The sequence below is a fragment of the Loktanella salsilacus genome (assembly GCF_024206795.1).
Lineage (GTDB): Bacteria > Pseudomonadota > Alphaproteobacteria > Rhodobacterales > Rhodobacteraceae > Loktanella > Loktanella salsilacus.
On the sequence record NZ_CP072994.1, the window covers coordinates 2,007,693 to 2,032,088 of the forward strand.

Here is a 24,396-nt window from a genome sequence, read left to right on the forward strand (position 1 = left end):
TGCGTGAAAAACATACCAGCCATGCAACCCTTGCGGGTTGCCCGATACCCCCGCGAGGACAGATACCAAGGGCGACCTTGAAAATCGGACCCATCCCATGAGCTTTATCCTCAGCGCCGAGGCGCGCCGTGATCCGGCGGCGCTGCCGTATTATGAATTCGTCGCGATGATTGCGCTGCTGATGGCCCTAAATGCCGCCGCGATCGACGTTTATATTCCGGCCTTGCAGGACATCGGCTCTGCCCTTGGGGTCGTGGATGAAAACAAACGCCAGTTTGTGATCACGGCCTATATCATCGGGTTTGGCGGTGCGCAGATCATCTATGGCCCGCTGTCGGACCGTTTTGGTCGTCGGTCCGTGCTGTTTGCCGGGCTTAGCATCTATTTGCTGGGTGCCATCGCCGCGATCTTTGTCCCCACGTTCGAGGCATTGTTGTTCACCCGCTTGGTGCAGGGCATCGGGGCCGCCGCGACCCGCGTCATCGCCACATCCGTGGTGCGTGACCGCTATCACGGCCCGCAGATGGCTAGCGTTATGTCATTGGTGATGATGGTCTTTATGGTCATGCCAGTGTTCGCGCCCAACATCGGATCGGCTGTGCTGGTCTTTGGCACATGGCGTGAATTGTCAGCCTTTATGTTCCTGTTCGGATTGGCTGCGCTGATCTGGGCTTGGGCGCGTCTGCCTGAAACGCTGAACCCTGCCGACCGCCGCCCCCTGCGGATCAAGCCCGTGGCCGAGGCGTTTCGCATTGTCCTGACCAACCGCATCGCCTTCTGCTATACTCTTGCGATGGCGTCATTTTTTGGCGCTTTGTTTGCCTTTATCAGCCAAGCAGAGCAGGTCTATACCGGCATTTATAACATCGGCCCGCACTTCACGATCTACTTTTCGATGGTCGCGGTGTTCATGGCGGCGTCGTCCTTTGCCAACTCGCGGCTGGTGTCGCGCTTTGGCATCAAAAAGCTGTCCCACGGCGCGCTGCTGGGCTTTATTGCCGTGGCCGGGCTGCATCTGGGGCTGGCGATGGCCTATGGCGGCGCGACCCCTTTCCCGCTGTTCCTGACGCTGTTCGTCATCATGATGTGCTTTTTCGGCTTCGTGCCGACGAACTTTAACGCGATGGCGATGGAGCCGCTGGGCCGGGTCGCGGGCGTCGCGTCATCGGTGCTGGGATCGGCGCAGACCTTGGGCGGCGGCTTGCTGGGCGGATTCATCGGTTATCTGTATAACGGCACGTTGATCCCGCTGCTGTCGGGCTTTTTGGGTCTGGCCTGCCTGTCGCTGATCTGCGTGCTGGTGGCCGAAAAAGGTCGCCTGTTCGGTGCCGCGCCCCGCACAGTGATCACAAAACCCTAACCACCCACAATGCGCAGGCCAGCATCGGCCTGCGCAGCCCACTACACTGCAATCAGGCGAAACACCGGCGCGCTTTGCGCGTGCACCGCGTCGCGCACCTGCGCCGCCGTCAGCGTATCGCTGCGGATATAGGCCAGGAAGTTCATGTTCACATTGTTGAACAGCAAGGCCCCAATCGGGCCTGCGTCAACCTCTGGCCGGATATGCCCTGCGGCCTGCATCTGTCTGATAAAGCTGCAAACCTGATCCGACAGGCGGTCATCTAGGGCCACATACTTGCGGCAAAACTCTGACTGCGGGTCCAGCATGGTTTGCGACACGGCGATGCGCCACATCTGCCGCGACGTGCTGGTAAAGGAATAGGTCCAATACACTTGGCTCAGCGCGTCAAAACCGCTGGCGGCATCCGCATGCGGCTGCGCGATGCAGCGGTCGGCCTGCGCGATGACCTTTTCCGTTTCCTCGGTCACGCTGGACAACAGAATGTCCGCTTTGGACCGGAAATAGTTGTAGAATGTCGCGACCGACAGCTCTGCTGCGGCGGCGACGTCTTCGATCCGCGTCTCTTCATAGCCGGTTTGTTGAAACATCCGGCAGGCCTCGGTGATGATCCGCTGGCTGGTTGCTTCTTTTTTACGCGCCCGAAGTCCGCTCATAACGTGCCGTTCTATTTTTCTGTAGTGACTACAATTATTGATTGACTTCAAGTTAAGGCCAACACAACCATGATTGCAACAACAAGCGACACCCATGGGAGAGTGAAGATGAAAAAGACTGCCACAACCGCAATGGCCGCTTCTGGTGCGATGCTACTTTTAGCCAGCGCCGCGCAGGCCGAGGGCGAAATCAACGCGCTGGTCTGGTGCGATCACACCGACCCTGCCCTGCTGGAACCGTTCGAGCAGGCCCACGACGTGAAGGTCAACGTCAAGGAATATGAGGGCACGGCCGCGGGACTTGCGATCCTTGACCAGTCCCGCCCCGGCGATTGGGACGTCATGGTCATAGACACCGTCGATGTGGGCCGCGCCGTGGATCAGGGCCTACTGGCCGCCTTGCCGGACGACATGGGCACGGGCGATTTCTTTCCAGAGCTGGTGATGGCCGACAGCAATGGCCGCGATGGCATCACCTATGCGGTGACGGAAAAGTTCGGCTACAACACCATCGCCTATGACAAAACCAAGGTCGATCCCGCCGATATGGACGATCTGAGCATCCTGTGGTCGGACAAATATGCAGGCCGCATCGCGGTTTATGACTACTACCTGCCCGTGCTGGGCCTGATCGGTCTGGAACAGGGCACCGCCACCGCCGACCTGACCGCCGACAGTGTCGAGGCGCTGCGCGACCGCGCCTACGCGCTGAAGGCCAACGCGCGCCAAGTCAGCGACGTGGTCGCCAGCCAGACCGCCCTTGCCACCGGCGAAGTCGACATCCTGATCGGCGGCGGCGAATGGGTGACAGCGGTGCTGAGCGCCGAAAACCCCGCGCTGGACTGGACCGTGCCAAGCCAAGGTGCGCTGCGCTGGTCCCAGTCGATCGCTGTGCTAGAGGATTCCGAAAACAAGGACATGGCCACCGAATTCGTCAAATACATCGTCAGCCCCGAAGGTCAGGCGCGCCTCGCGACCTCTTCGTGCTATTGGGGTATGCCTGCGAACCGCGCGGCTGGCGACGTGCTGACGGATGATCAAAAGGCCGCTTTGCGCTGGGACGATCAGGACGCCTATTTGGCGAATTCGCAGCTGTATCCGGTGCCGGATGCGGACCTGGATCTGGCGATGCAGGACCTGTGGACGGACATGCTGCAGCAGTAACCGCCCCAACCCATCGACCCCGGCCCATTGGCCCCGGCGCACTTCGCCGGGGCCACCCCTGACAGGACCAATTCCATGAGCCGTATTGAGCGCGCCGAGCAGCGCACTGCCCTGACCTTTGTCGCCCCGGCCTTGCTGTGGACGCTGGCGTTTTTCCTTGTGCCCTTTGCCGCGATGGTCCTGCTCAGCCTCGCGCATCTGGAAGGCCGAGAGGTCGTGCAGGCCTATGACCTTGGCAACTACGTCAAGATTTTCACCGACCCGTCGCTGCTCAAGGGGATCTTCGTCTCGCTTGAAATCACCATGACTGTCACGGTGATTTCCGTGCTGCTGGCTTGGCCGCTGGCATGGATCATCGCAACGCAGGTGCCGCCAAAGTATCAGCGGTTGGCGATCATGCTGGCGGTGCTGCCATTCTGGACGTCCTACGTTGTGCGGTCTTACGCTTGGGCGCTGGTGCTGGGGCAGAATGGTGTGCTGATGCAGGGGCTGATCGGGATCGGACTGCTGGACGCGCCCATTCAGATCATGGCGACACGCACCGCGACAATCATCGGTTTCGTGCATTTCTTTGTCATGCTGCTGACGCTGACGATCTACGCTAACCTGATCCAGCTGTCGCCAAACTATGCCCGCGCCGCCGCCGATCTGGGGGCCAGCGGTTGGCAGACCCTGCGGCTGGTGATCCTGCCGTTGACCCTGCCCGGCATCATGACCGGCGCGTTCCTGACCTTTGTTTTGTGCATCGGCGATTACATCACGCCCCAGATTTTGGGCGGCAATAACGAGCTTTCAATGCCCCAACTGATCATGCTGCAACTTGGGCGCAGGGGGGATTTCCCCATGGCCTCTGCCCTGTCCGTCGTGCTGATGGCGCTGGTCACGCTGGCCTATGCCGCCACCGCACGCTGGCTGAAAATGGACCGGGTCTGATGCGCGCGCTGTCATACGCTTATCTTGTGGCGATCTTTGCATTTATCTTTTTGCCCGTCGTCGTGCTGGTGCTGTTTTCCTTCCAAGCGGGCCGCCTGCCCGTGCCGCCCTTTGATGGCCCATCGCTCAAATGGTACGCAGAGGTGCTGGCCGACCGCGGCTTGATGGAGGCGCTGCGCAATTCGCTGTTTGTGGCGCTGATCTCCTCGACCATCGCGTTGACGCTGGGGTTCCTTGCCGCCCAAGGGTTGGCCCGCGTGCATCTGCCCGGATCAGTCATCATGCGCGGCCTGCTGATCGCGCCGATGACCGTCAGCTATCTGATCATCGCGCTGGGATTGCTCAGCATGTTCAACGTGATCGGCGTGCGCCCGTCGCTTTGGGCCACGGGGGTCGGCCATGTCGTCATCAACCTGCCCCTGTGCTTTGCGATCCTGTTCGCGGCGATGGGTGACCATCAGAAAAACGCCGAACGCGCCGCCCGCGATCTGGGGGCAAGCGAATTGCAGGTCGTCGCCCTTGTCACCGCGCCGATGCTGAAACCCGCCTTGCTGGCCGCATTTTTCCTATCCGTCACCTTTAGCTGGGACGAGTTCATCATCGCGTTCCTGCTGACGCGCTTTGACGTGACCCTGCCGGTCGAGATTTGGTCGATGCTGCGATCCGGCCTGTCACCGGCGACGAATGCCATTGGGTCACTGGTGTTCCTTGTGTCCATCGCGATCCTGATCATCCTTGAATTGACCGTTTTCAGAAAGCCAAAGTCATGACCGCAGACGTCGCATTGCAGTCCATCAGCCAGTCGTTTGGCACCTTTCAAGCGCTGGACAATATCGATCTGTCCTTTGGCGCGGGCGAATTTGTCGTGCTGCTGGGGCCGTCCGGTTGCGGTAAGTCCACGCTGCTGTTCATCCTTGGCGGCTTTTTGTCGCCCACCAGCGGCACGGTGAAAATCGGCGGCCGCGATATGGATGGCGTGGCCCCGAAAAACCGCCCCACCACGACGATGTTTCAGGACTACGCCCTGTTTCCGCACATGTCCTTGCGCGACAACGTCGGCTTTGGCCTGCGGATGAAGGGGATGGGCCGCGCCGCCCGCAATGCCAAGGCAGAAGACATGCTGGACCTTGTGGGCCTGCGCGACAAGGCAGGCCGCAGACCGCACGAGCTGTCAGGCGGTCAGCGCCAGCGCGTCGCCCTTGCCCGCGCCTTGGCCGTCGATCCGGATGTGCTGCTGCTGGACGAACCCCTTGGCGCGCTAGACCTCAAGCTGCGCCGCCAGATGCAAGACGAGCTCAAAGCGATCCAGCGCAAGGTCGGCACCACCTTTGTCCACGTCACCCACGACCAAGAAGAGGCGATGGCCATCGCTGACCGCATCGTCGTGATGAACCAAGGCCGGGTTGAAGACTTCGGCGCACCAGAGGAGATTTACCTGCGGCCCAAGACGTTGTTCACGGCTAACTTTATGGGGGATATCAATCTGTTGCCGGGCGATCTTCATCCAGCCAAGCCGGGCATGGCGCATGGCGTGCGGCCAGAGAATGTCGGCTTGAAAGGCGACGTCGCCCTTGGCCCCGCGACATTGGACAGCACGGCGTTTTTCGGCACCTACCACCGCTGCCATTTCCGCAGCACGGACGCCGCCGCCACGCCCTATGTGGCCCACCTGCCGCTGGGCGATCTGCCCGCGCCGGGGGCCACGGTGCCGCTGTTCGCGTCCCATGTCGTCGCGTTGCAGGCCGCACCATGACTGCGGCCATGAAGCGGGCTAAACCACAGGACTGGTACCGCACGCGCACCCTATCCGACGGTGTGACCCATATCGACGAGCCGCATATCAAAGAGTTTTATCGCTGCAACGTCTGGCATGTACGTGGCCGCGACCGAGACATGCTGGTCGATAGCGGCATGGGCGTGCTGAGCCTGCGCGACTGGGTGCCGCTGGTCACCGAGCGCCCGCTAGATGCCGTCGCCAGCCACACCCATTTCGACCATATCGGCACGCACCACGAATTTCCCTGCCGTCTGTGCCACGCGGCAGAGGCGGATATTCTGGCCAATCCCACGCGCGAAAACACCTTTGCCGCCGACTACGTGACCGACGACATCTTTACCGCGCTGCCGCCGCAGCCCTATCAATCCGCGACCTACACCGTGAAATCCGCCCCCGCGACGCGGATCTTGCAAGATCGCGACATCATCGACCTTGGGGATCGCCATTTCGAGGTGATCCACACCCCCGGCCACAGCCCCGGCGGGATTGCCTTGTTCGAGGCCGCGACAGGCATGCTGATCTCGGGCGATATCGTCTATGACGGTCCGCTAATCGAAAGCGATGATCCCGCCGAGATGCAGCAATATGTCACCAGCATGAAGCGCCTGCTGGACCTGCCCGTGCAAACCGTCCACGGCGGCCATTTTCCGTCCTATGACGGCGCACGCCACCGCGACATCATCACGAACTGGCTGCGCGCCAAAGGCGCCTGACCCCACCCAAAACCGGAGCATACCATGACCCAGAACAACCAGCCGCTTGGCGGCAACACCATGCCCCGCTTTGGCGGGCCTGCCACGATGATGCGCCTGCCAAGTCAAGACACCGCCGCAGGGCTGGACGTCTGCTTTGTCGGGGTGCCGATGGATATTGGCACGTCGAACCGCCCCGGCACACGGCTTGGGCCGCGGCAAATCCGCGATGAAAGCCGGATGCTGCGCCCCTATAACATGGCGACGGGGGCCGCGCCTTTTGACAGCTTGCGGGTGGCCGATCTTGGCGATGTGCCGATCAATACCTTCGATCTGAAAAAATCCGTGCAGATCATCGAAGATCACTACCACGCGATCCTGAAACACGACGTCATCCCCCTGACCCTTGGCGGCGATCACACGCTGTCGTGGCCGATCCTAAAGGCGATCAAGGCGAAACACGGCCCCGTCGCCTTGATCCATATCGACGCCCATGCCGACACAAACGAGAATATGTTCGGAGAAGAGGTCGCCCACGGCTGCCCCTTTCGCCGCGCGCATGAAGACGGCTGCCTGATCAACGACAAAGTGTTCCAGATCGGTCTGCGCGGCACCGGATATGCCCCCGCTGATTTCGACTGGGGACGAGAGCGCGGCTGGAAGGTTGTCCCGGCAGAGGCGTGCTGGCACAAATCCCTCTCGCCTTTGATGGACAAAATCCGTGCGATGATTGGCGACACGCCGGTCTATCTGACCTTTGATATCGACAGCCTTGATCCTGCCTATGCCCCCGGTACCGGCACGGCGGAAATCGGCGGGCTGACCATGGCGCAGGGCATGGAAATCGTGCGCGGCTGCGCGGGCCTGAACATCGTAGGGGCCGATCTGGTCGAGGTGTCGCCACCCTACGATATGCCCGGCAACACCGCCGTCGCAGGCGCGGGTCTGCTGTTTGAAATGCTGTGCGCCCTGCCCGGCGTGCCGCGCGGCACCGCTGCGCCAAGGTCCGATATTGCGTTTTAAGCGCGGCGGGGGCTGCTTTGCGGTTTCACTAAACCTATCTGATTAAGATCAATGTAAGCGCGGCACAGGCGTGCTAAGCTGCAAGCATAAATTGCAAGATCACAGTCGCCTGCCCCGCGCTGAACAGCCCGTGGCAGGCGACATCAGAAAAGGAACAGCCCCTTGGCCAAGCTGGACGACCCTTATGCCACGCTCGGCGTGCCGCGCACCGCGACCCAAGACGAGATTCGCAAAGCCTATCGCAAGCTGGCGCGGCAACATCACCCTGACCTGAACCCCGGCGACGCGGTGGCAGAGGCTGCGTTTAAGAAAGCCTCTGCCGCGAATGAATTGCTGTCCGACGCCGAAAAGCGCGGCAAGTTTGATCGTGGAGAGATTGACGCCAGCGGGCAGGAAAAGGCCACCGGCCCGTCCTATCGTGACTATGCGCAGCAAGGCGCTGGCCAGCGCTATAGCCGCGCGGGCGCGCAAAGCGGTGGCTGGAACCCCGAGGATTTGAACGATGTGTTCGGGTCGATGTTTGGCCAAGGCCAGCGGCGGCGCAATATGCCCCAGCGCGGCAGCGACGAAAATTATACCCTGACCTGCGATTTTCTGGACGCGATCAACGGTGCCACGCCCCGCCTGACCCTGCCCGATGGACGCTCGCTGAGCGTGAAAATCCCGGCGGGCACCAAGGATGGCCAAATCCTGCGCCTGCGCGGTCAGGGGGCAGAGGGGCTTGGCGGCGGCGCGGCGGGGGATGCGCTGATCACCGTGACGATCAAGCCGCACGCCTATTTTGAACGGCGCGGCAACGACATCCACGTGACCCTGCCCGTGACGATTACAGAGGCCGCGCTGGGTGGGCCGGTGCAGGTGCCGACGCCGCAAGGCCCGGTCAAGATGAAGATCCCCGCAGGCTCTGACAGCGGCACGGAGCTGCGCCTGCGCGGGCGCGGCGTGCCAGCGCATGGCAAACAAGACGCGGGCAATCTGTATGCGAAACTAAGCGTCGTGATCGGTGCGCCCGATGACGCGCTTAAGGCGTTTTTAGCGGAGTGGACGCCGAAAGACCCCGTTAATCCCCGCGCCGCTATGGAGGATAAAGCATGATTAGCATTGATGTTCTTGTCGCCGAAGTGTCCGGTCTGAACCGGCAGGATCTGGATCTGTGGATCGCGCAAAGCTGGGTGCGCCCCGATGATGACGCGGGCGATCTGGTGTTTCAGGACATCGACGTCGCGCGGATCAAGCTGATCCTAGAACTGCGCGGCACGATGGAGATCGACGATCATGCCATGCCGGTCGTGCTGTCCCTGCTGGACCAGCTTTACGACATGCGCCGGCAGGTGCAGGCCCTTGGCACAGCGATCACTGAAACCGCGCCAGATGATGTGCAGCGTGCGCTGGCACAGCGTTTGACGCAGCAGATGCGCGGCGTTTTGCACTAGCGGCAAGGTTTGGTTGATCCAAGTCAACACGCCGCGCCGCAAGCCAGTTTATATTGGGGCATAACCTTGGAAAGGGGATCGTCATGTTCAACAAGATTTTGGTCGGTTTCGATGGCTCTGACCACGCCGAACGGGCGCTGCGGATCGCGGCTGACATCGCGGGCAAATACGGGTCCGAATTGCAAATCGTCCATGTGCCAGAGCTGCGCAATGACGCCGTCGCTGTCGGATCAGAGGTGATTTTTATTCCCATTGATGATAGCGAAATCAAGGCTTTAGCCGAACAGATGCTGGCAAAGGCCGTCGTGATCGCAGCTGACGCCGGACATGCGGACGTCAGCACCAAGGTGCTGCGCGGCGCTGCGGCAGAGGCGATTTTGCTGCATGCCAAGGACACGGGCACCGATCTGATCGTCGCAGGCCGCCGCGGCTTTGGCACCCTGCGCGGGCTGCTGGTGGGCAGCGTGTCGCAAAAGCTGACGACTCATGCTGAATGCCCTGTTTTGACGGTGCAATGACGCCTTGATACGCCTGACCCCTCGACCAGCTTGCCGGGTTGCGGCGGGCACCGCAGCGTCATGACAACCGCCGCGCGCCTGACCGCGACGGACGATGGCCTGCGCGTTGCGGGGGCGCTGACGATTGACGCCGTGGCGGCGCTTGCCCCCGCTGCGGTGGCGGGCGCTGTGATCGACGTGACCGATATGACGCATATGGATACGGCGGGCGCGTGGTTTTTGATCGACTTGCAGGATCGCGCGGGCGGCGCGCAGATCGTTGGTGCAACGCCCGTGCAGACGCAGCTGATCGAAACCGTCCGCGCCAATCTGGCCCCAGCGGATGCCGCGCCGCCTGCCCCGGATGATCTGACCGCGCGGGTCAGCGATTTTGGCAAACGCGTCGCGACGGCGGGCCAGACCGCTAAGGAACTGCTGTCGTTTCTGGGCCAAGTTGTCGCCGCCATCGCGGGATTGCTATGGCGGCCGCGGCGGCTGCGCCTGACCTCGCTCGTGCATCAATGCCAGCAAGTCGGGCTGAACGCCGTGCCGATTGTTGCGCTGATGGCCTTCCTGATCGGCGTGGTGCTGGCGTTCCAAGGCTCTGCCCAGTTGCGCCAGTTCGGGGCAGAGGTGTTCGTGGTTGATCTGATCTCGATCTCTGTCCTGCGCGAGCTGGGGATTTTGCTGACCGCGATCATCGTCGCGGGACGGTCCGGGTCCGCCTTTACCGCCGCCATCGGGTCGATGAAAATGCGAGAGGAAATCGACGCCCTGCGCACGCTTGGCCTTGATCCCATTGACGTTTTGGTCGTGCCCCGCGTGCTGGCGCTGATGCTGATGCTGCCCGCGCTGGGGTTTGTCGCTGACCTGTCGGGCCTGATCGGCGGCGCGATGATGTCGTGGATCGATCTGGGCGTATCGCCTGCGGTATTTCAGGCGCGGCTGCTGTCGAACACGGACGTCTGGCACTTTGGCGTCGGCATGATCAAAGCGCCGTTCTTTGCGCTGATCATCGGCATCATCGGCTGCTACGAGGGGATGAGCGTTGGCGGCGATGCGGAATCGCTGGGGCGGCTGACCTCGACCTCTGTCGTGTTGTCGATCTTTATGGTGATCGTGATGGACGCCCTGTTTTCGATCTTTTTCGCGACGGTGGGGATCTGATGGTGACCGATTCCGATGACCACATCATCCGCGTGCGCGGCCTTGTCACGCGGTTCGGCGCGCATACCGTGCACGACGGCCTCGACCTTGATGTGCGCCGCGGCGAAATCATCGGCATCGTCGGCGGGTCCGGCACAGGCAAATCCGTGCTGCTGCGCGCGATTGTCGGGTTGTTGCAGCCGCAGGCAGGCAAGATCGAGGTGTTCGGCGAAAGCGTGCGCGATACCGGCGTCGACGCCTACCGCGACCTGCGCCGCCGCTGGGGTGTGATGTTTCAGGACGGGGCGCTGTTTTCATCCCTGACCGTGCGGCAGAACGTCGAAGCGCCGATGCGTGAACAGCTTGATCTGCCCGATGCCCTGCGCGAAACCTTGGCGGGTATCAAAGTCCGCATGGTTGGTCTGCCAGAGGACGCGATGGACAAGTTCCCGTCAGAGCTGTCGGGCGGCATGCGCAAACGCGCCGGATTTGCACGCGCCATTGCGCTGGACCCGGCGATTGTGTTCTTGGACGAACCGACGGCAGGGCTGGACCCGGTCGGGGCTGCGGCCTTTGATACGCTGATTAAACAATTACAGGCGGCCCTTGGGCTGACGGTGTTCCTTGTGACCCATGACCTTGATAGTCTGAACGCGATCTGCGACCGGATCGCCGTGCTGGCGGACCGCAAGGTGCTGGCAGTCGGGACCATGGACGACATGATGAAAGTCGATCACCCTTGGGTGCGTGAATATTTTCACGGCCCCCGCGCCCGCGCCGCGCTCGCCTCTGCGGGAAAGACAAGCTGATGGAAACCCGTGCAAATTACCTGCTGATCGGGGCGTTTACGCTGCTGGCGATTGTCGGCTCGCTTGGGTTTTTGATCTGGCTGGCCGGGATGCAGCTGGACCGGCAATATGCGACCTATGGCATCTATTTCGACGATGTCTCGGGGCTTGGTGCCTCTGGCGATGTGCGGTTCAACGGGATCGCCGTGGGCTCTGTCATTGCGCTGGCCATTGATCCGACCGATCCGTCGCGCGTGCTGACGACGGTGGAAATCGACGCCGCCACCCCGATCCGTGCCAACACCGTGGCGCAGCTGCAATCACAGGGCGTGACGGGCGTCAGTTATATTTCGCTCTCCGGCGGCACGCCTGATGCGGCAGCGCCCGATGTGGACGCCAGCGGTTTGCGGATTATCGCCTCGCGCCGGTCCACGATGCAGGCTTTGGTCGAAGACGCGCCCGATCTTGTGGCAGAGGCGACGCGCCTGCTGGAACAGTTTCGCCAGATCACCGGGCCTGAAAATCAGGCGCATGTGGCGGCGATCTTGGGCAACCTCGACACCTCTTCTGCGCGGCTGGACGAGGCGTTGAACGACTTTTCCGACATCACCGGGACGGTGAGCGAAGGGGTTTCGCAAATCTCGGTCTTTACCAATCGGCTGGACGGGTTGGCGGCAGCGGTGACACATACCTTGGCGCAGGCGGACGAGACGCTTGCCAGCGTCACGCGCACCTTTGACAGCGCCGATACGGTGCTGACGGACGCTGGCCCCGCCGTCACATCAGCCACCGCCGCGATTGCTAGCGTCGAGGCGATGTTAGGCAATGACGTGCCCGCCATCCTAGCCGATATCGCAGGCACCGCCGCGCAGGCCCGCGCTGCGATTGCGGATTTGCAAGAACGGTCCGGCACGGCGCTGGACGGGCTGTCTGCCACGCCGGATCTGCTGAACGCCCGGCTGGCCGAGCTGGAACAATCGCTGCAAGCCGCCAATACCGCCTTTGCCGCTGTCACAACGGCGTCCGACAGCTTTAACACCCTTGTCGACGGCGATGGCACCTTGATGGTGGCAGAGGCGCGGGACGTGCTGGCCGCGGCCCAGCGGTCCATGGCCACGATCGAGGTCATCGCCCAGAACGACGTCCCCGCCGTCGTCGCCGATATCCGCGCCGCCACAGCGACCGCCGCAGCCGCCGTGGACCGCATCGCCGCCGATCTGACAGCGGCGACAGGCCGGATCGACCCGATCACGGCAGACGCGCAGGCGGCACTGGTCGCAGCGCGGGATTTGCTGACCCGCGCGAACTCTAGTCTCGACGGGCTCGATACCACGCTGCGCGGGGCGGATGGCGCCCTCGCCTCTGCGCAATCGGCGTTCACATCTGCCGATGGGTTGATGCAGACCGATCTAGAGCCCGCCTTGAACGATATCCGCACCGCCGCAGGCCAGATCAGCACGGCGGTGGATCAAGTCGCCAGCGACGCCCCCGCCATCACCGCTGATTTGCGCGCGCTGATCGCCCGCGCGGATACCGTAGTGGGCCAGGTGCAAAGCGCTGTGGCGGCCAGCGCGCCCGGCATCGGCAGCTTTGCCACCAATGGCCTGCCGGAACTGTCGCGTCTTGCCTCTGACGCGCGGGGGTTGGTGAATGCGCTTGATACCATGGTGCGCCGGGTGACCAATGACCCGGCCCGCTTTATCCTTGATGACCGCGTCCCCGAATACAGGAGGTGACAATGACCCATCTATCCCGCCGCATGGCCCTGCTGGGCGGAGCCGCTTTGCTGGGCGGATGCAGCGCCATTTCAGCGCTTGATGCGGCAGCCACCCCGCTGGACACCTATGACCTGCGCCCCGCATCCGGCGCAGTGTCTGGCCGCAGCAGCGCAGCCACGCTGCTGGTCGCCCTGCCAGAGGCAGCAGCCCCCATTGGCACCGACCGGCTGATGATCCGCCCAGCCCCTGCATCCGTGACCTATCTGCCGGACGCACGGTGGAGCGATGATTTGCCCGTCGTGATGCAGTCCGTTCTGGTGCGCAGCATTTCCGGCACCGGCCGCGTCGCCTATGCCGGGCGCACCGATGGCGGGCCTGTGGCGGATACGGTGCTGCTGGTGCGGATCGATGTGTTCGAGGTCGAAGTCACAGCCCCGGACACATTCGTTGCGCATATCGATATCACACTCACCGCGATTGATGACCGCACGCAGGCGGTCAAAGCCTCGCGCAGGTTCGCCCAATCCGCAGCCGTGCCAAACAGCACGCCAACGGCCATTGTGTCAGGCTTTCAGCGGATCATCGACGTGATCGCGCCGCAGATGGCAGACTGGGCCGCCGGGCAGGCCTAAGGGGTTATTCGGGCACCCAAGCCATGATCTGCGCCATCTGCTGCGCGCCGGCCTGCCGTTTGACTTCTTTGCCGCCCTTAAAGGCGATCAGGGTCGGGATGCCGCGAATGCCATAGGTCGTGTTGGCCTTAGGCTGCATTTCGGTGTTCAGCTTGACCAGCCGCGCCTGATACGCTAGCGCGCCTGCCGCCTGCGCGAATTGCGGGGCCATCATCTTGCACGGCCCGCACCACGGGGCCCAAAAGTCTGCGACCAGCGGCAAATCATCGTTGCGCGCGGCCTTTTGCAAGGTGGCCAGATCGACCTCTGTCACTTTGCCATCCGCCAGCTTTGCGCCGCAGGTCGCGCATTTGGCAGCCGCCAAGCGGTCCGCAGGCACGCGGTTCACCTGTGCGCAGCTCAGGCATGTCAGTTTCAATCCGGCCATGATCGGGCTCCTATAAGTTAACTTATATTTAGGGTGCAATCTGCGCGGCGCAAGCTGTTGCCGCCTTTGGCTGGCGCAGCGCCGCGACACATCCTATCGTTGCCGCAGCGGCGCGGCCCCCCTTTTGTTTGCGCCTTGGAGCACCCTATGGCCTTTCGTTTTATCCACGCCTCTGACCTGCATCTTGGGATCAAGTTCGCCAATATCCCAGAGCCGTCCGACGGCACCATTCGCGGCCGCTTGCGCGAGGCGCGGCACGCGGTGATTGGCCGGATTGCGCAGGCCGCGCGGGATCACGGGGCCAGCGATATCGTGCTGGCGGGCGACACGTTCCATACGCCAACGCCGTCGCATGGGCTGGTGCGTCAAGCGCTTGCCGCGATGGGCGAGGACACATCCGTGCGCTGGTGGCTTCTGCCCGGCAACCACGACAACCTGCGCGAGGCAGAGCCGCTGTGGGACATGATCGCCGCCAGCGCCCCCGCCAATGTGCAAGGTGTCCGCACGGCAGACCCCATCGTGCTGGCACCGGGCGCGGTGCTGCTGCCCTGCCCGGTCGTTTGGCGGTCTGCCGGAACCGACCCGACGGATGGCCTTGCGCAGATCGCCACCGCCCCCGGCGTGCTGCGGATCGGGCTGGCCCATGGCGGTGTCACCGATTTCACCGACAGCGGCGCCAGCATCCCCCCGAACCGCGACGTCTCTGCGCGGCTGGATTATCTGGCGCTGGGCGACTGGCATGGCCGCGTGCAGGTCGGCCCCCGCGTGCATTATCCCGGCAGCCCCGAACAGGACCGTTTTAAACACGGCCAGCGCGGCCTTTGCCTTGCCGTTACGCTGGATGGCACCGGCGCTGTGCCGCACGTCACAGAAGTCACCGTGGGTCAATTCCTGTGGCAAGAACTGGCGCTGGAACTGACGCCGCGCAGTGATGCGGCGGCGCTGGCAGCGTTGCTGCCCACCGCCGGACGGCGCGATCTGATGATCCGCGTGCAGGCCAGCGGTTGGGCCGGCCTGCCCGATCAGGTCGCCTTGCGCCGCGCTGCTGACCAGCTGGGGCCAGAGTTTGCGCATTTCGAACTGCAAATGGGCGCCCTTGGCACGCAATACGATGTGGCCGATCTGGACGAGATTGATCGCGGCGGCGCCCTGCGCCTTGCCGCCGATACGCTGCTGGCCGCAGCAGAGGACGCGAGCGCTGCCGGGTCCGACCGGGAGGTCGCGGCGGATGCCCTTGCCCGGCTTTATGCCATCGTGAAAGAGGAGCAGTCATGAAGCTGCGCGCCATCACCCTGAACAACGTGCGCCGCTTTACCGCGCCTGTGACCCTTGCGAATATCGGCGACGGGCTGAACGTATTAAGCGAGCCGAACGAGCACGGCAAATCCACGCTGTTCGACGCGATCCACGCGCTGTTCTTTAAGGCTTACGGGGCCAATGACAAAGAGATCAAAGCGCTCAAACCCCACGCGGGCGGCGCGCCAGAGGTCACGGTCGAGGTGGAAACACCCGATGGCCGCTTTGTCATCTTCAAGCGCTGGACGTCAAAGGCGCAGGCAACGGTGCACAAGGGCGGCACGCTGATCGCGCAGGCGGATGCGGCAGAAGATTGGATCGCCAAGCTGACCGGCACCAGCGCGGGCGGCCCGTCCGGGCTGGTCTGGGTGCGGCAGGGTTTGACCGGGCTGACGGATGGATCGAAGGGCGAACAGGCCGCCGCGCTAGAGGCGCGCCGCGATCTGATGTCATCGGTGTCGGACGAGGTCGAGGCGATGACCGGCGGGCGGCGCATGGATGCGGCGCTGGCGCGGTGCAAGGCGGAACTGGCGCAGCTGGCCACGGCAACGGGGCAGAAAAAGGCTGGCGGTGCATGGCGCACGGCGGCGGACCGGGTGGATGAATTGCGCAGCCAGCAGGCAGATTTGGCGGCGACTGCGCAGGCCCTGCACACAGCCCTAAATGATCGCCAACAAAAGCGCCGCGCCTTGGCAGAGGTCGCAGACCCCGCCGCCATGGCCGCGCGCAAGGACCGATTGGACGCGGCCACCGCCGCGCACCGCGTGGCAGAACGGCACGCCGAACAAGTCGAAGGTGCAGCGCGCAAAGTCACAGCGGCAAGGCTGGCCGTGACGGCAGCCCGCACCCGGCTGGATGCCCTGCGCAGCGCGCAGACCGAACGCGATGCGGCGGCGGACTGGGCGGCGCAAACCAGCGCTGCCAAGGCAGAGGTCAGCGCGCAATTTGCGACCGCGCAAGCAGCGTCCGTCGCAGCGCAGGCCAAGTTGGAGGCGGCAGAGGGAGCGCTTAAGACCGCGCAGGCGGATCAAGCGCGCCTAGATCGCCAGACGGCGGCGCGCGAAGGAGCCTTGCGCCGCACAGAGCTAACGACGCGCATTGCAGAGGCAGAGGCCGCGCGCGCGGTCATCGAAACCCATGCGGCAGCGGCGAAAACCGGGCCGGACATGGCGGCGGTGCAGCGGCTTGAACAGCTGTCGACTGCGCTGGCCACAGCGCTCGCGACGCGCGATGCGCTGGCGACGCAGGTCATCGTGACCTATGCGGCTGGCCGCAAGGACGGCGTGCAGCTGGATGGCGCGGCGCTGGATGACGGCGTGGCCTACCCCATCACGCGCGGCGGGGTCCTGAACATCGCCGGACTGGGACAGGTCGAAATCCGTCCCGGCGCTGGCGCGCAGGACACGGACGCCGTGCAGCAGGCGCAGCGGGCACTGACACAGGCGCTTGCGGCGCTTGATCTGCCAGATGTCGCCGCCGCCCGCGCCGCTGCTGACATCCGGGCGCAGGCTGTCACCGTGACGGGCGAAGCGCGCGCGCGGCTGGAGGCGCTGGCCCCCGGCGGCATCGACAAACTGCGCGAGGCCTTGGCGCAAATTCCGGCAGCGGCAGCGGATGATGCTCCGCTTGATCCAGCGGCGACAGCGGCGCAGCTGACAGCGGCTGAGAGTAGCGCAGCGGCGGCGCAATCCGCCAGCCGCACGGCGGCAGAGGCATTGGCCAGCTTGCGGGCACATCTTGCGGGGGCCGAGGTCGCAGCGCAAGCGGCGCGGGATCGGCTGAACCGGGCGCAGGCCAGCATGGCCGCCTCTGGCGAGGATACCGCAGACACGCTGGCGCAGATCATGGCGGCGGCGATGGCAGAGCTAACCGCTGCAGAGGCTGTTCACGCGGCACAAAGCACCGATGCCCCCGATCTGGCGGGCGCCGAAGCCGCCCTAGCCCGCGCCACGTCAATCGAGGCCGCGGCCAGCGCCGAAATCGCCCTGCTGCGCCCGCAAATCGCAACGCTGGACGAACGCATCGCCATCGGCGCAGGCGACGCCGTCGAAGAGCGATTGGCGGAGTGCGAACAGCAGCTGACCGCCGCAGAGCAGACCCTCGCGCGCTATGATCACGAGGTTGCCGTGCTGCAACGCCTTGCCGCCGCCTTGACCGAGGCCCGCGTCGCCGCGCGCGAGCGTTATTTCGCCCCCGTCGCGGCAGAGCTGAAGCCGCTGCTGCATCTGCTATGGCCGCAGGCGGAACTGACGTGGACGCAGGATACGCTTTTGCCAGAATCGCTGATCCGCGATGGACAGACAGAGCCGCTGGATATTCTGTCAGGCGGCACGCAGGAACAGATCGCCCTGCTGGTGCGGCTGGCCTTTGCGCGAATGCTGGAACGCGGCGGGCAACATGCGCCGGTGCTGCTGGACGACGCGCTGGTGTACACCGACGACGACCGGATCGAGCGGATGTTCGATGCGCTGCATCGGCAGGCGGGGGATTTGCAGATTATCGTCTTTAGCTGCCGCCAGCGGGCGTTCCGCGATCTGGGCGGGCATCGGTTGCAGCTGCTGCCGGGTGCCGCCTGACGGATCAGGCGGCACGCCATCGCGTTGGTTTAAAAGAACGCCTGCAGGCCCGTGATCGCACGGCCAAGGATCAGCGCGTGCACGTCGTGGGTGCCTTCATAGGTGTTCACGGTTTCCAAGTTGATCATGTGGCGCATGATCTGGAATTCGTCGGAAATGCCGTTGCCGCCGTGCATGTCGCGGCTGTGACGAGCGATATCCAGTGCCTTGCCGCAGTTGTTCCGCTTGATCAAGCTGATCATTTCGGGCGCGGCATGGCCGGTGTCCATCAAGCGGCCCACCTGCAAGGCCGCTTGCAAGCCGAGGGTGATTTCGGTCTGCATATCCGCCAGTTTTTTCTGGTAAAGCTGCGTTTGCGCCAGCGGCTTGCCGAACTGCTTACGGTCCATCCCGTATTGGCGGGCGGCGTGAAAGCAGAACTCTGCCGCGCCCATGGTGCCCCAAGCGATGCCGTAGCGCGCACGGTTCAAACAGCCGAACGGGCCTTTCAGGCCTTGCACACCGGGCAGCAGCGCGTCTTCGCCCACGGCCACGTCCTTCATCACGATCTCGCCTGTGGTCGAGGCGCGCAAGGACAGTTTGCCGCCGATTTTAGGCGCAGACAGCCCTTCCATGCCCTTTTCCAGCACGAAGCCGCGGATCTTGCCGTCATGCGCTTCGGACTTGGCCCACACGACGAAGACGTCAGCGAAAGGCGCGTTGGAAATCCACATCTTGGAGCCGTTCAGCACATAGCCATCAGCGGTTTTCTTGGCTGTGGTTTTCATGCCGCCCGGATCGGAACCCGCGTCGGGTTCGGTCAGGCCAAAGCAGCCGATCAGATCGCCGCTGACGAGGCCCGGCAGGTATTTCTGCTTTTGCTCTTCGGACCCGTAGGCGTGGATCGGATACATCACCAAGGATGACTGCACCGACATCATCGACCGGTAACCCGAATCCACACGCTCGACTTCGCGCGCGATCAGCCCGTAGGTGACGTAGGACGCGCCAAGGCCGCCGTATTCCTCTGGGATGGTACAGCCCAAAAGGCCCGCCTCGCCCATCAAGGGGAACAGGTCAGGCGCTGCGGCCTCGTCCCGGTAGGCCTGCGTCACGCGCGGCTGCAGAACCGTCTGGGCAAAGTCGCGGGCCGCATCGCGCAGCATGCGTTCGTCTTCGGTCAGCTGGTTTTCCAGCAGCAGGGCGTCGTCCCATTTGAATGGCCCAAGGTCGGGGCCCATGCCGGGCATGTCGTGTGCCATAAGTTCAGTCCTTTTGGTTCAGCCGGTCCGCGAAGGCATCCAGCAGTTTGTGTTTGAGTATTTTCCCTGTGGGCGCGGCTGGCAAGGCATCAACCGCGAAAATCCGTGTGGGGCGCTTATACCCACTAAGACGTGCGGCGGCAAAATGCGACAGTGCCGCAGTGTCGAACGCCAGCGGATCGCGGCATTGGACAAAGGCCAGAATGTCTTCGTCGCCGACCGCGTTTTTCGCGCCGATGACAGCGCATTGGATCACGTCGGGGTGGTCGTTCAAGGCGGCCTCTACCTCTGGCGGGTAGACGTTGAAACCGCCGCGGATGATCAATTCCTTGGCGCGGCCAACGATGTGCAGGTTGCCTGCGTCGTCCAGCTTGCCCAGATCGCCCGTGCGCAGCCAGCCGTCCTGCACGGTTTGCGCGGTCAGGTCAGGGGCGCGGAAATAGCCCTTCATCACATGGGCACCGCGGGTCAGCACCTCGCCCGCGTCAGCGCCGGGGGCTGCGTCGATGCGCACCTCGATCCCCGGCAAAGGCGGTCCAGCGCTGGTGTCGGGGCTGCCGATGGCATTGCGGGTGCCGCTGACGCCAGCGGTGCTTTCGGTCATGCCATAACCATTTTGCAGCGGCAGGCCGTAAAAGCCTTCGGCCTTGGCCTTCCACGCGGGGTCAAGCGGCGCAGCGCCGGAAGAGACATAGCGCAGCTTTGCCCCTTCCAGCCGGGTCAGGCCCTGATCGGCGGCGTATTGCATCAGCAGCGCGTGCATCTGCGGCACAGCGGGAAAGACGGTCGCCCCGCCCAGCAGGGCCGCATGCAGTTTGGCGGGTGTAAAGCGGGTTTCCAGCTGCAATGTCGCCCCGCTAATCGCGCAGGCCAGCAGGACAGAGGCAAGGCCGAAGATATGCGTCAGCGGCAGCACGCCGTAGACATGATCGCCCGCCGTCATGCCGCGCAGGTTCATCGACAGATTGCCCGCGAACAGCAGATTGGCATGGGTCAGCATCACGCCCTTGGGCGCGCCTGTGGTGCCGGTGGTGTAAAGGATCACCGCGACATCGGCGGTATCCGCATCCAGAGGCGCGGGGTCCAGCTGGGTCATGTGGAACGGGCCAAAACCGATGTCTTGTGCGCTGGCATCCGCCGCATGGATCGCCGCCTCGGCCGAGCAGGCCGAGGTGTAGACGATGCAGCGCGGCTGCGCGTGATCCACAACGCGGGCGATTTCCGGCGCGGTCATGCGGGCGTTGACGGGTACAGCAATCGCGCCCGCGCGGCTGGCGGCAAAGATGAACACGGCAGTCGCAAGGCAGTTTTCCGCCACGATCAGCACGCGGTCACCGGGCTGTGCCCCTGCGGTTTTCAGCAGGCCCGCAGCAGCCGTAATATGCGCATCGTATTGCGCAAACGTTGTGCTGCCCGCGCTGTCGATGATCGCGGTGGCGGCGGGGCTCCTACCCGCTTGGCCCGCGATCACCGCGTCGATATGGGATTGATCTTGCATGCAAACACCGCCTCCTCGCGGTGGCCTGATGGGGCGGCTAGGCGACAGCGAGGGCGATAAATTTATCCATGTGATACAGCGTATCGCCAAAGCGGTGATCGACCATTAGCAGGCGTTTCGCCAGATGACCCAGCGCATATTCCTGCGTCATGCCGATGCCGCCGTGCATCTGAATGGATTCCTCTGCCACCAGACGGGCGACTTGGCCGATCAGGGTTTTCGTCGCCGCGACATGGGTGTCGCGGGTCTGGGTGTCCGCGTCCAGATGGCCCGCAAGGTTGATCACGGCAGAGCGGGCCTGCTCGATCTCGATCAGCACGTCGGCCATGCGGTGTTGCAAGGCTTGGAATTTGCCGATGGGCTGGCCGAACTGCTTGCGGGTTTTCAGATAGTCGGTGGTCAAGGTGCGGACCGCGTCCATCAGGCCCACCGCCTCTGCGCTGATCGCAAGGGTGGCGCGGGCGTGGGCGGTGGCAAGCGCGGCGTAGCCTTGGCCAGCGGTGCCTAGCAGCGTGCCGGGGGTGTTATCGAGCGTGATTTCAGCGGCATGACCGCCGCCTGTCAGCGGATAGCTGCGGCGCATCAGGCCGGGGGCGTCCGCTGCGACGATAAACAGGCTGATGCCGTCCGTATCCGCCACATCGCCTGCCGTGCGGGCGCTGACGATCAAGGTATCCGCCGCGCCGCCGTTGACGACGACGGCCTTGCGGCCCGTCAATTTGCCATCCGTGGCGGTGGTTTCAACGCGCGACAGGTCATAGCGGCTGCTGGGTTCGCCATGCGCCAGCGCCAACTGGCGGGTGCCTGCGATGATGTCGTCCAGCATGGCCTGCTGACCCTCGTCCCCAAGCGCAGCAATCAAGCCGCCGCCCAGAATACCGGTGTCGATCAGCGGGTCGGTCGCGCCGACGCGGCCCATTTCCTCGGCCACCAGCGCAAGGTCAAAGCCCGCGCCGCCAAAGCCGCCTTGGTCTTCGGTGAACAGCGCGCCGATGACGCCCATGTCGGCAAGGCCAGCCCAGACTTCGGGGGACGTGCCCGTGTCGCTGGTTTCGATCTGCGCCAGCAAATCGGGGGTGTATTGGTCGCGCAGGAAACGGCGCAGGCCGTCTTGCAGCATCTGGCGCTCTTCGGTCAGATCAAAGTTCATGATGTCCTCACAGTTCCAGAATAGCTTTGGCGATAATCGACCGCTGCACTTCGTTCGATCCGCCATAGATCGAAAGCTTGCGGTTGTTCAGGTATTGCCCGGTGGGGGCCTGCGCATAGGCGGGGCCGACGGGATCGTTGTCGCCGTCCAGCGCCTCTGACACGAAGGGCATGGCGTAGGGGCCGATGGCTTGCATGGTCAGCGCGTTGATTTCTTGGCGCACCTGCGTCCCTTTGACCTTGAGCATAGAGCTTTCGGCGCCGGGGGCTTGCCCTGCAGCGGCGGCGCTGATGACGCGCAGGTTGGTGGTGGCCATGGCCATCAGGTCAATCTGTACCTGCGCGATGCGGGCCGCAAACAACGGGTGCTGGATCAGCGGCTTGCCGCCCGACAGTTCCGCCCGCGCGATCCGCTTCAGCTGCTCTAGTCCCGCGCTGGCAAAGCCGACGCCCGCGATATTGGTGCGCTCGTGGGTCAGCAGGTATTTGGCGTAGGTCCAGCCTTTGTTTTCCTCGCCCACCAGATTGGCGACAGGCACGCGGACGTTGTCAAAGAAGACCTCGTTCACCTCTGCGCCGCCGTCGATCAGCACGATGGGGCGGACGGTGATGCCGGGGGAGTTCATGTCGATCAGCAGGAACGAAATCCCTTCCTGCCGCTTACCCTCTTTGCTGGTGCGGACAAGGCAGAAGATCATGTTCGCGTATTGACCCAGCGTGGTCCACGTCTTTTGCCCGTTGACGATGTAGTCGTCACCGTCCCGCTCTGCCATGGTCCGGACAGAGGCAAGGTCAGACCCCGCGCCCGGTTCGGAATAGCCCTGACACCACCAGTCGTCGCCGTTCAGGATGCGCGGCAGCCAGTAGGATTTCTGTTCGTCAGAGCCGAAGGCCATCAGCACCGGCCCCAGCATCGCAAGGCCAAAGGGCACGATGCGCGGCGCGTTCGCCTTCGTCATCTCGTCCTCGAAGATATGGCGCTGCACGGAATCCCAACCGGTGCCGCCATGATCCACCGGCCAGTTGCCCGCCAGCCACCCTTGGGCGTTCAGGATGGCGTGCCATTCCTCGTGGTCGGCCTTGGTCAGCGCAACGCCATCGCGCACTTTATCGGACAGGTGCATTGGCAGATTGTCGCTTAGAAAATCGCGCACGTCGCTGCGAAAGGCGATCTGCGCATCGGTGTAATTCAGGTCCATAACCCGGCCCCCTTAATAGATTTCAAACAGGCCAGCGGCACCCTGCCCGCCGCCGATGCACATCGTCACAACGCCCAGCTTTGCACCCCGGCGGCGGCCTTCGATCAGCAGGTGGCCGGTCATCCGGGCCCCCGTCATGCCAAAGGGATGGCCAATGGAGATCGAGCCGCCGTTCACGTTCAGCTTGTCATTGTCGATGCCCAGAAAGTCGCGGCAGTACAGCGCTTGGCTGGCGAAAGCCTCGTTGATTTCCCACAGGTCGATGTCGTCCACGCGCAAGCCTGCGCGTTCCAGCAGGCGCGGCACGGCATAGATCGGGCCGATGCCCATCTCGTCCGGCTCGCAGCCTGCGACGGCGAAACCGCGAAAGGCACCCAGCGGCGTCAGGCCGGCGCGCTCTGCCTCTTTCGCGTCCATCATGACCAGCGATGCGGCCCCGTCGGACAGCTGAGAGGCGTTGCCAGCGGTGATGAACTGGTCATCGCCGCGCACGGGGGACAGTTTTTGCAAACCTTCCAGCGTAGTCGAGGGGCGGTTGCATTCGTCCGCTGCGACGGTGATTTCGCGGGTCGACACCTCTTTCGTCTCTTTATCCGTCACCTGCATGGTCACGGTGATCGGCGCGATTTCATCGTCAAACTTGCCCGCTTCTTGCCCCGCAGCGGTGCGCTGCTGGCTTTGAAAGGCCAGTTCGTCCTGCGCCGCGCGGGACACGCCGTAGCGGGCGGCGACAATGTCGGCGGTTTCGATCATCGGCATGTAAAGCTCTGGCTTATTTGCCAAAATCCAGTCTTCTCGCGAATTGCGCACGGGCGGCTGCACCATGGAAATGCTTTCCACACCGCCGACAAGCACAGCCTTCGCGCCCTCTTGGGCGACCATGTGGCCGCCCATGGCGATGGCCTGCAAGCCGCTGGCGCAAAAGCGGTTGACCGTGGTGCCCGCGATGCTGACGGGCAGACCTGCACGGATGATGGCTTGGCGGGCGATGTTGCCGCCGGTGACGTATTCGGGATAGCCGCAGCCCCAAATGCTGTCTTCGATCAGCGCGGGGTCGATGCCTGCGCGGTCAACCGCGTGGCGGGCGGCGTGACCGGCCATGACGGCGCCATGGGTCATGTTGAATGCGCCGCGCCCGGCCTTGCCGATGGGGGTGCGTGCGACGGAAACGATAACGGGATGTGACATAAT

Annotated in this window: 23 protein-coding genes; 16 read left to right on the top strand and 7 right to left on the bottom strand. The window is 63.6% G+C overall.

What is annotated here, in order from left to right:
* Positions 1-97: 97 nt before the first annotated feature.
* A complete protein-coding gene (locus tag KBW81_RS09830; RefSeq protein WP_254247032.1) occupies positions 98-1,360 on the top strand; it encodes a multidrug effflux MFS transporter in 1,263 nt (420 codons plus the stop codon).
* Between the two features lie 41 nt (positions 1,361-1,401).
* On the opposite strand, the gene KBW81_RS09835 is transcribed toward KBW81_RS09830, so the two are convergent.
* Positions 1,402-2,016, bottom strand: coding sequence for a TetR/AcrR family transcriptional regulator (locus KBW81_RS09835; protein ID WP_175499309.1), 615 nt, complete (start codon positions 2,014-2,016; stop codon positions 1,402-1,404).
* A gap of 108 nt (positions 2,017-2,124) precedes the next feature.
* Between KBW81_RS09835 and KBW81_RS09840 the strand changes: the two genes are divergently transcribed.
* From KBW81_RS09840 to KBW81_RS09900, 13 genes are all read left to right on the top strand, one after another.
* Positions 2,125-3,180: an ABC transporter substrate-binding protein gene (locus tag KBW81_RS09840; protein ID WP_254247033.1), complete on the top strand. Its 1,056-nt coding sequence runs from the start codon at positions 2,125-2,127 to the stop codon at positions 3,178-3,180.
* Between the two features lie 75 nt (positions 3,181-3,255).
* Positions 3,256-4,113, top strand: coding sequence for an ABC transporter permease (locus KBW81_RS09845; RefSeq protein WP_254247034.1), 858 nt, complete (start codon positions 3,256-3,258; stop codon positions 4,111-4,113).
* Positions 4,113-4,883, top strand: coding sequence for an ABC transporter permease (locus KBW81_RS09850; RefSeq protein WP_090189791.1), 771 nt, complete (start codon positions 4,113-4,115; stop codon positions 4,881-4,883). Before KBW81_RS09845 ends, KBW81_RS09850 begins: the two co-directional genes overlap by 1 nt.
* Positions 4,880-5,866: an ABC transporter ATP-binding protein gene (locus tag KBW81_RS09855; protein ID WP_254247035.1), complete on the top strand. Its 987-nt coding sequence runs from the start codon at positions 4,880-4,882 to the stop codon at positions 5,864-5,866. Before KBW81_RS09850 ends, KBW81_RS09855 begins: the two co-directional genes overlap by 4 nt.
* On the top strand, positions 5,863-6,603 hold the full coding sequence (locus KBW81_RS09860; RefSeq protein WP_254247036.1) for an MBL fold metallo-hydrolase: 741 nt from the start codon (positions 5,863-5,865) through the stop codon (positions 6,601-6,603). Before KBW81_RS09855 ends, KBW81_RS09860 begins: the two co-directional genes overlap by 4 nt.
* Before the next feature lie 24 nt (positions 6,604-6,627).
* A complete protein-coding gene (gene speB, locus KBW81_RS09865) occupies positions 6,628-7,605 on the top strand; it encodes an agmatinase (RefSeq protein ID WP_254247037.1) in 978 nt (325 codons plus the stop codon).
* 162 nt (positions 7,606-7,767) lie between these two features.
* Positions 7,768-8,700, top strand: a complete 933-nt coding sequence (locus KBW81_RS09870; protein WP_254247038.1) for a DnaJ C-terminal domain-containing protein — start codon at positions 7,768-7,770, stop codon at positions 8,698-8,700.
* Positions 8,697-9,038, top strand: a complete 342-nt coding sequence (locus tag KBW81_RS09875; protein WP_090189798.1) for a chaperone modulator CbpM — start codon at positions 8,697-8,699, stop codon at positions 9,036-9,038. The genes KBW81_RS09870 and KBW81_RS09875 overlap by 4 nt, the downstream gene beginning before the upstream one ends.
* A gap of 83 nt (positions 9,039-9,121) precedes the next feature.
* Positions 9,122-9,556, top strand: coding sequence for a universal stress protein (locus KBW81_RS09880; protein WP_090189800.1), 435 nt, complete (start codon positions 9,122-9,124; stop codon positions 9,554-9,556).
* A gap of 60 nt (positions 9,557-9,616) precedes the next feature.
* Complete coding sequence (locus KBW81_RS09885; RefSeq protein WP_090189802.1) at positions 9,617-10,702, top strand: MlaE family ABC transporter permease; 1,086 nt, start codon at positions 9,617-9,619, stop codon at positions 10,700-10,702.
* Complete coding sequence (locus KBW81_RS09890) at positions 10,702-11,490, top strand: ABC transporter ATP-binding protein (RefSeq protein ID WP_254247039.1); 789 nt, start codon at positions 10,702-10,704, stop codon at positions 11,488-11,490. The genes KBW81_RS09885 and KBW81_RS09890 overlap by 1 nt, the downstream gene beginning before the upstream one ends.
* On the top strand, positions 11,490-13,205 hold the full coding sequence (locus tag KBW81_RS09895) for an MlaD family protein (protein ID WP_254247040.1): 1,716 nt from the start codon (positions 11,490-11,492) through the stop codon (positions 13,203-13,205). Before KBW81_RS09890 ends, KBW81_RS09895 begins: the two co-directional genes overlap by 1 nt.
* 2 nt (positions 13,206-13,207) lie before the next feature.
* Complete coding sequence (locus KBW81_RS09900) at positions 13,208-13,819, top strand: ABC-type transport auxiliary lipoprotein family protein (protein ID WP_254247041.1); 612 nt, start codon at positions 13,208-13,210, stop codon at positions 13,817-13,819.
* A gap of 4 nt (positions 13,820-13,823) precedes the next feature.
* Here KBW81_RS09900 and trxC read toward each other — a convergent pair whose 3' ends face one another.
* Positions 13,824-14,246 carry a thioredoxin TrxC gene (gene trxC / locus KBW81_RS09905; protein ID WP_090189809.1) on the bottom strand — a complete coding sequence of 141 codons (423 nt, stop codon included), beginning with the start codon at positions 14,244-14,246 and terminating at the stop codon, positions 13,824-13,826.
* Between the two features lie 147 nt (positions 14,247-14,393).
* On the opposite strand from trxC, the gene KBW81_RS09910 reads away from it, so the two are divergent.
* Positions 14,394-15,521, top strand: a complete 1,128-nt coding sequence (locus tag KBW81_RS09910; protein WP_254247042.1) for a metallophosphoesterase family protein — start codon at positions 14,394-14,396, stop codon at positions 15,519-15,521.
* Positions 15,518-18,118, top strand: a complete 2,601-nt coding sequence (locus tag KBW81_RS09915; RefSeq protein ID WP_254247043.1) for an AAA family ATPase — start codon at positions 15,518-15,520, stop codon at positions 18,116-18,118. Before KBW81_RS09910 ends, KBW81_RS09915 begins: the two co-directional genes overlap by 4 nt.
* 29 nt (positions 18,119-18,147) lie before the next feature.
* On the opposite strand, the gene KBW81_RS09920 is transcribed toward KBW81_RS09915, so the two are convergent.
* From KBW81_RS09920 to KBW81_RS09940, 5 genes are read right to left on the bottom strand one after another with little or no spacing between them, the layout of a single operon-like run.
* Positions 18,148-19,359: an acyl-CoA dehydrogenase gene (locus tag KBW81_RS09920; RefSeq protein WP_392338554.1), complete on the bottom strand. Its 1,212-nt coding sequence runs from the start codon at positions 19,357-19,359 to the stop codon at positions 18,148-18,150.
* A 4-nt stretch (positions 19,360-19,363) separates the two neighbouring features.
* The gene (locus KBW81_RS09925; protein ID WP_254247044.1) at positions 19,364-20,857 is read right to left on the bottom strand and encodes a class I adenylate-forming enzyme family protein; all 1,494 of its coding nucleotides are present in this window, start codon (positions 20,855-20,857) and stop codon (positions 19,364-19,366) included.
* 37 nt (positions 20,858-20,894) lie between these two features.
* The gene (locus KBW81_RS09930) at positions 20,895-22,007 is read right to left on the bottom strand and encodes an acyl-CoA dehydrogenase family protein (RefSeq protein WP_254247045.1); all 1,113 of its coding nucleotides are present in this window, start codon (positions 22,005-22,007) and stop codon (positions 20,895-20,897) included.
* A 7-nt stretch (positions 22,008-22,014) separates the two neighbouring features.
* Positions 22,015-23,205, bottom strand: coding sequence for an acyl-CoA dehydrogenase family protein (locus KBW81_RS09935; protein WP_254247046.1), 1,191 nt, complete (start codon positions 23,203-23,205; stop codon positions 22,015-22,017).
* A 12-nt stretch (positions 23,206-23,217) separates the two neighbouring features.
* Positions 23,218-24,393 (bottom strand): acetyl-CoA C-acyltransferase, encoded by a 1,176-nt coding sequence (locus tag KBW81_RS09940; protein ID WP_254247047.1) that lies wholly within the window; start codon positions 24,391-24,393, stop codon positions 23,218-23,220.
* Positions 24,394-24,396: the final 3 nt, after the last annotated feature.

Coding starts and splice junctions, on each gene's coding strand:
- KBW81_RS09830 (WP_254247032.1), top strand. CDS start 98: ATGAGCTTTATCCTCAGCGCCGAGGCGCGCCGTGATCCGGCGGCGCTG.
- KBW81_RS09835 (WP_175499309.1), bottom strand. CDS start 2,016: ATGAGCGGACTTCGGGCGCGTAAAAAAGAAGCAACCAGCCAGCGGATC.
- KBW81_RS09840 (WP_254247033.1), top strand. CDS start 2,125: ATGAAAAAGACTGCCACAACCGCAATGGCCGCTTCTGGTGCGATGCTA.
- KBW81_RS09845 (WP_254247034.1), top strand. CDS start 3,256: ATGAGCCGTATTGAGCGCGCCGAGCAGCGCACTGCCCTGACCTTTGTC.
- KBW81_RS09850 (WP_090189791.1), top strand. CDS start 4,113: ATGCGCGCGCTGTCATACGCTTATCTTGTGGCGATCTTTGCATTTATC.
- KBW81_RS09855 (WP_254247035.1), top strand. CDS start 4,880: ATGACCGCAGACGTCGCATTGCAGTCCATCAGCCAGTCGTTTGGCACC.
- KBW81_RS09860 (WP_254247036.1), top strand. CDS start 5,863: ATGACTGCGGCCATGAAGCGGGCTAAACCACAGGACTGGTACCGCACG.
- speB (WP_254247037.1), top strand. CDS start 6,628: ATGACCCAGAACAACCAGCCGCTTGGCGGCAACACCATGCCCCGCTTT.
- KBW81_RS09875 (WP_090189798.1), top strand. CDS start 8,697: ATGATTAGCATTGATGTTCTTGTCGCCGAAGTGTCCGGTCTGAACCGG.
- KBW81_RS09880 (WP_090189800.1), top strand. CDS start 9,122: ATGTTCAACAAGATTTTGGTCGGTTTCGATGGCTCTGACCACGCCGAA.
- KBW81_RS09885 (WP_090189802.1), top strand. CDS start 9,617: ATGACAACCGCCGCGCGCCTGACCGCGACGGACGATGGCCTGCGCGTT.
- KBW81_RS09890 (WP_254247039.1), top strand. CDS start 10,702: ATGGTGACCGATTCCGATGACCACATCATCCGCGTGCGCGGCCTTGTC.
- KBW81_RS09895 (WP_254247040.1), top strand. CDS start 11,490: ATGGAAACCCGTGCAAATTACCTGCTGATCGGGGCGTTTACGCTGCTG.
- KBW81_RS09900 (WP_254247041.1), top strand. CDS start 13,208: ATGACCCATCTATCCCGCCGCATGGCCCTGCTGGGCGGAGCCGCTTTG.
- trxC (WP_090189809.1), bottom strand. CDS start 14,246: ATGGCCGGATTGAAACTGACATGCCTGAGCTGCGCACAGGTGAACCGC.
- KBW81_RS09910 (WP_254247042.1), top strand. CDS start 14,394: ATGGCCTTTCGTTTTATCCACGCCTCTGACCTGCATCTTGGGATCAAG.
- KBW81_RS09915 (WP_254247043.1), top strand. CDS start 15,518: ATGAAGCTGCGCGCCATCACCCTGAACAACGTGCGCCGCTTTACCGCG.
- KBW81_RS09920 (WP_392338554.1), bottom strand. CDS start 19,359: ATGGCACACGACATGCCCGGCATGGGCCCCGACCTTGGGCCATTCAAA.
- KBW81_RS09925 (WP_254247044.1), bottom strand. CDS start 20,857: ATGCAAGATCAATCCCATATCGACGCGGTGATCGCGGGCCAAGCGGGT.
- KBW81_RS09930 (WP_254247045.1), bottom strand. CDS start 22,007: ATGAACTTTGATCTGACCGAAGAGCGCCAGATGCTGCAAGACGGCCTG.
- KBW81_RS09935 (WP_254247046.1), bottom strand. CDS start 23,205: ATGGACCTGAATTACACCGATGCGCAGATCGCCTTTCGCAGCGACGTG.
- KBW81_RS09940 (WP_254247047.1), bottom strand. CDS start 24,393: ATGTCACATCCCGTTATCGTTTCCGTCGCACGCACCCCCATCGGCAAG.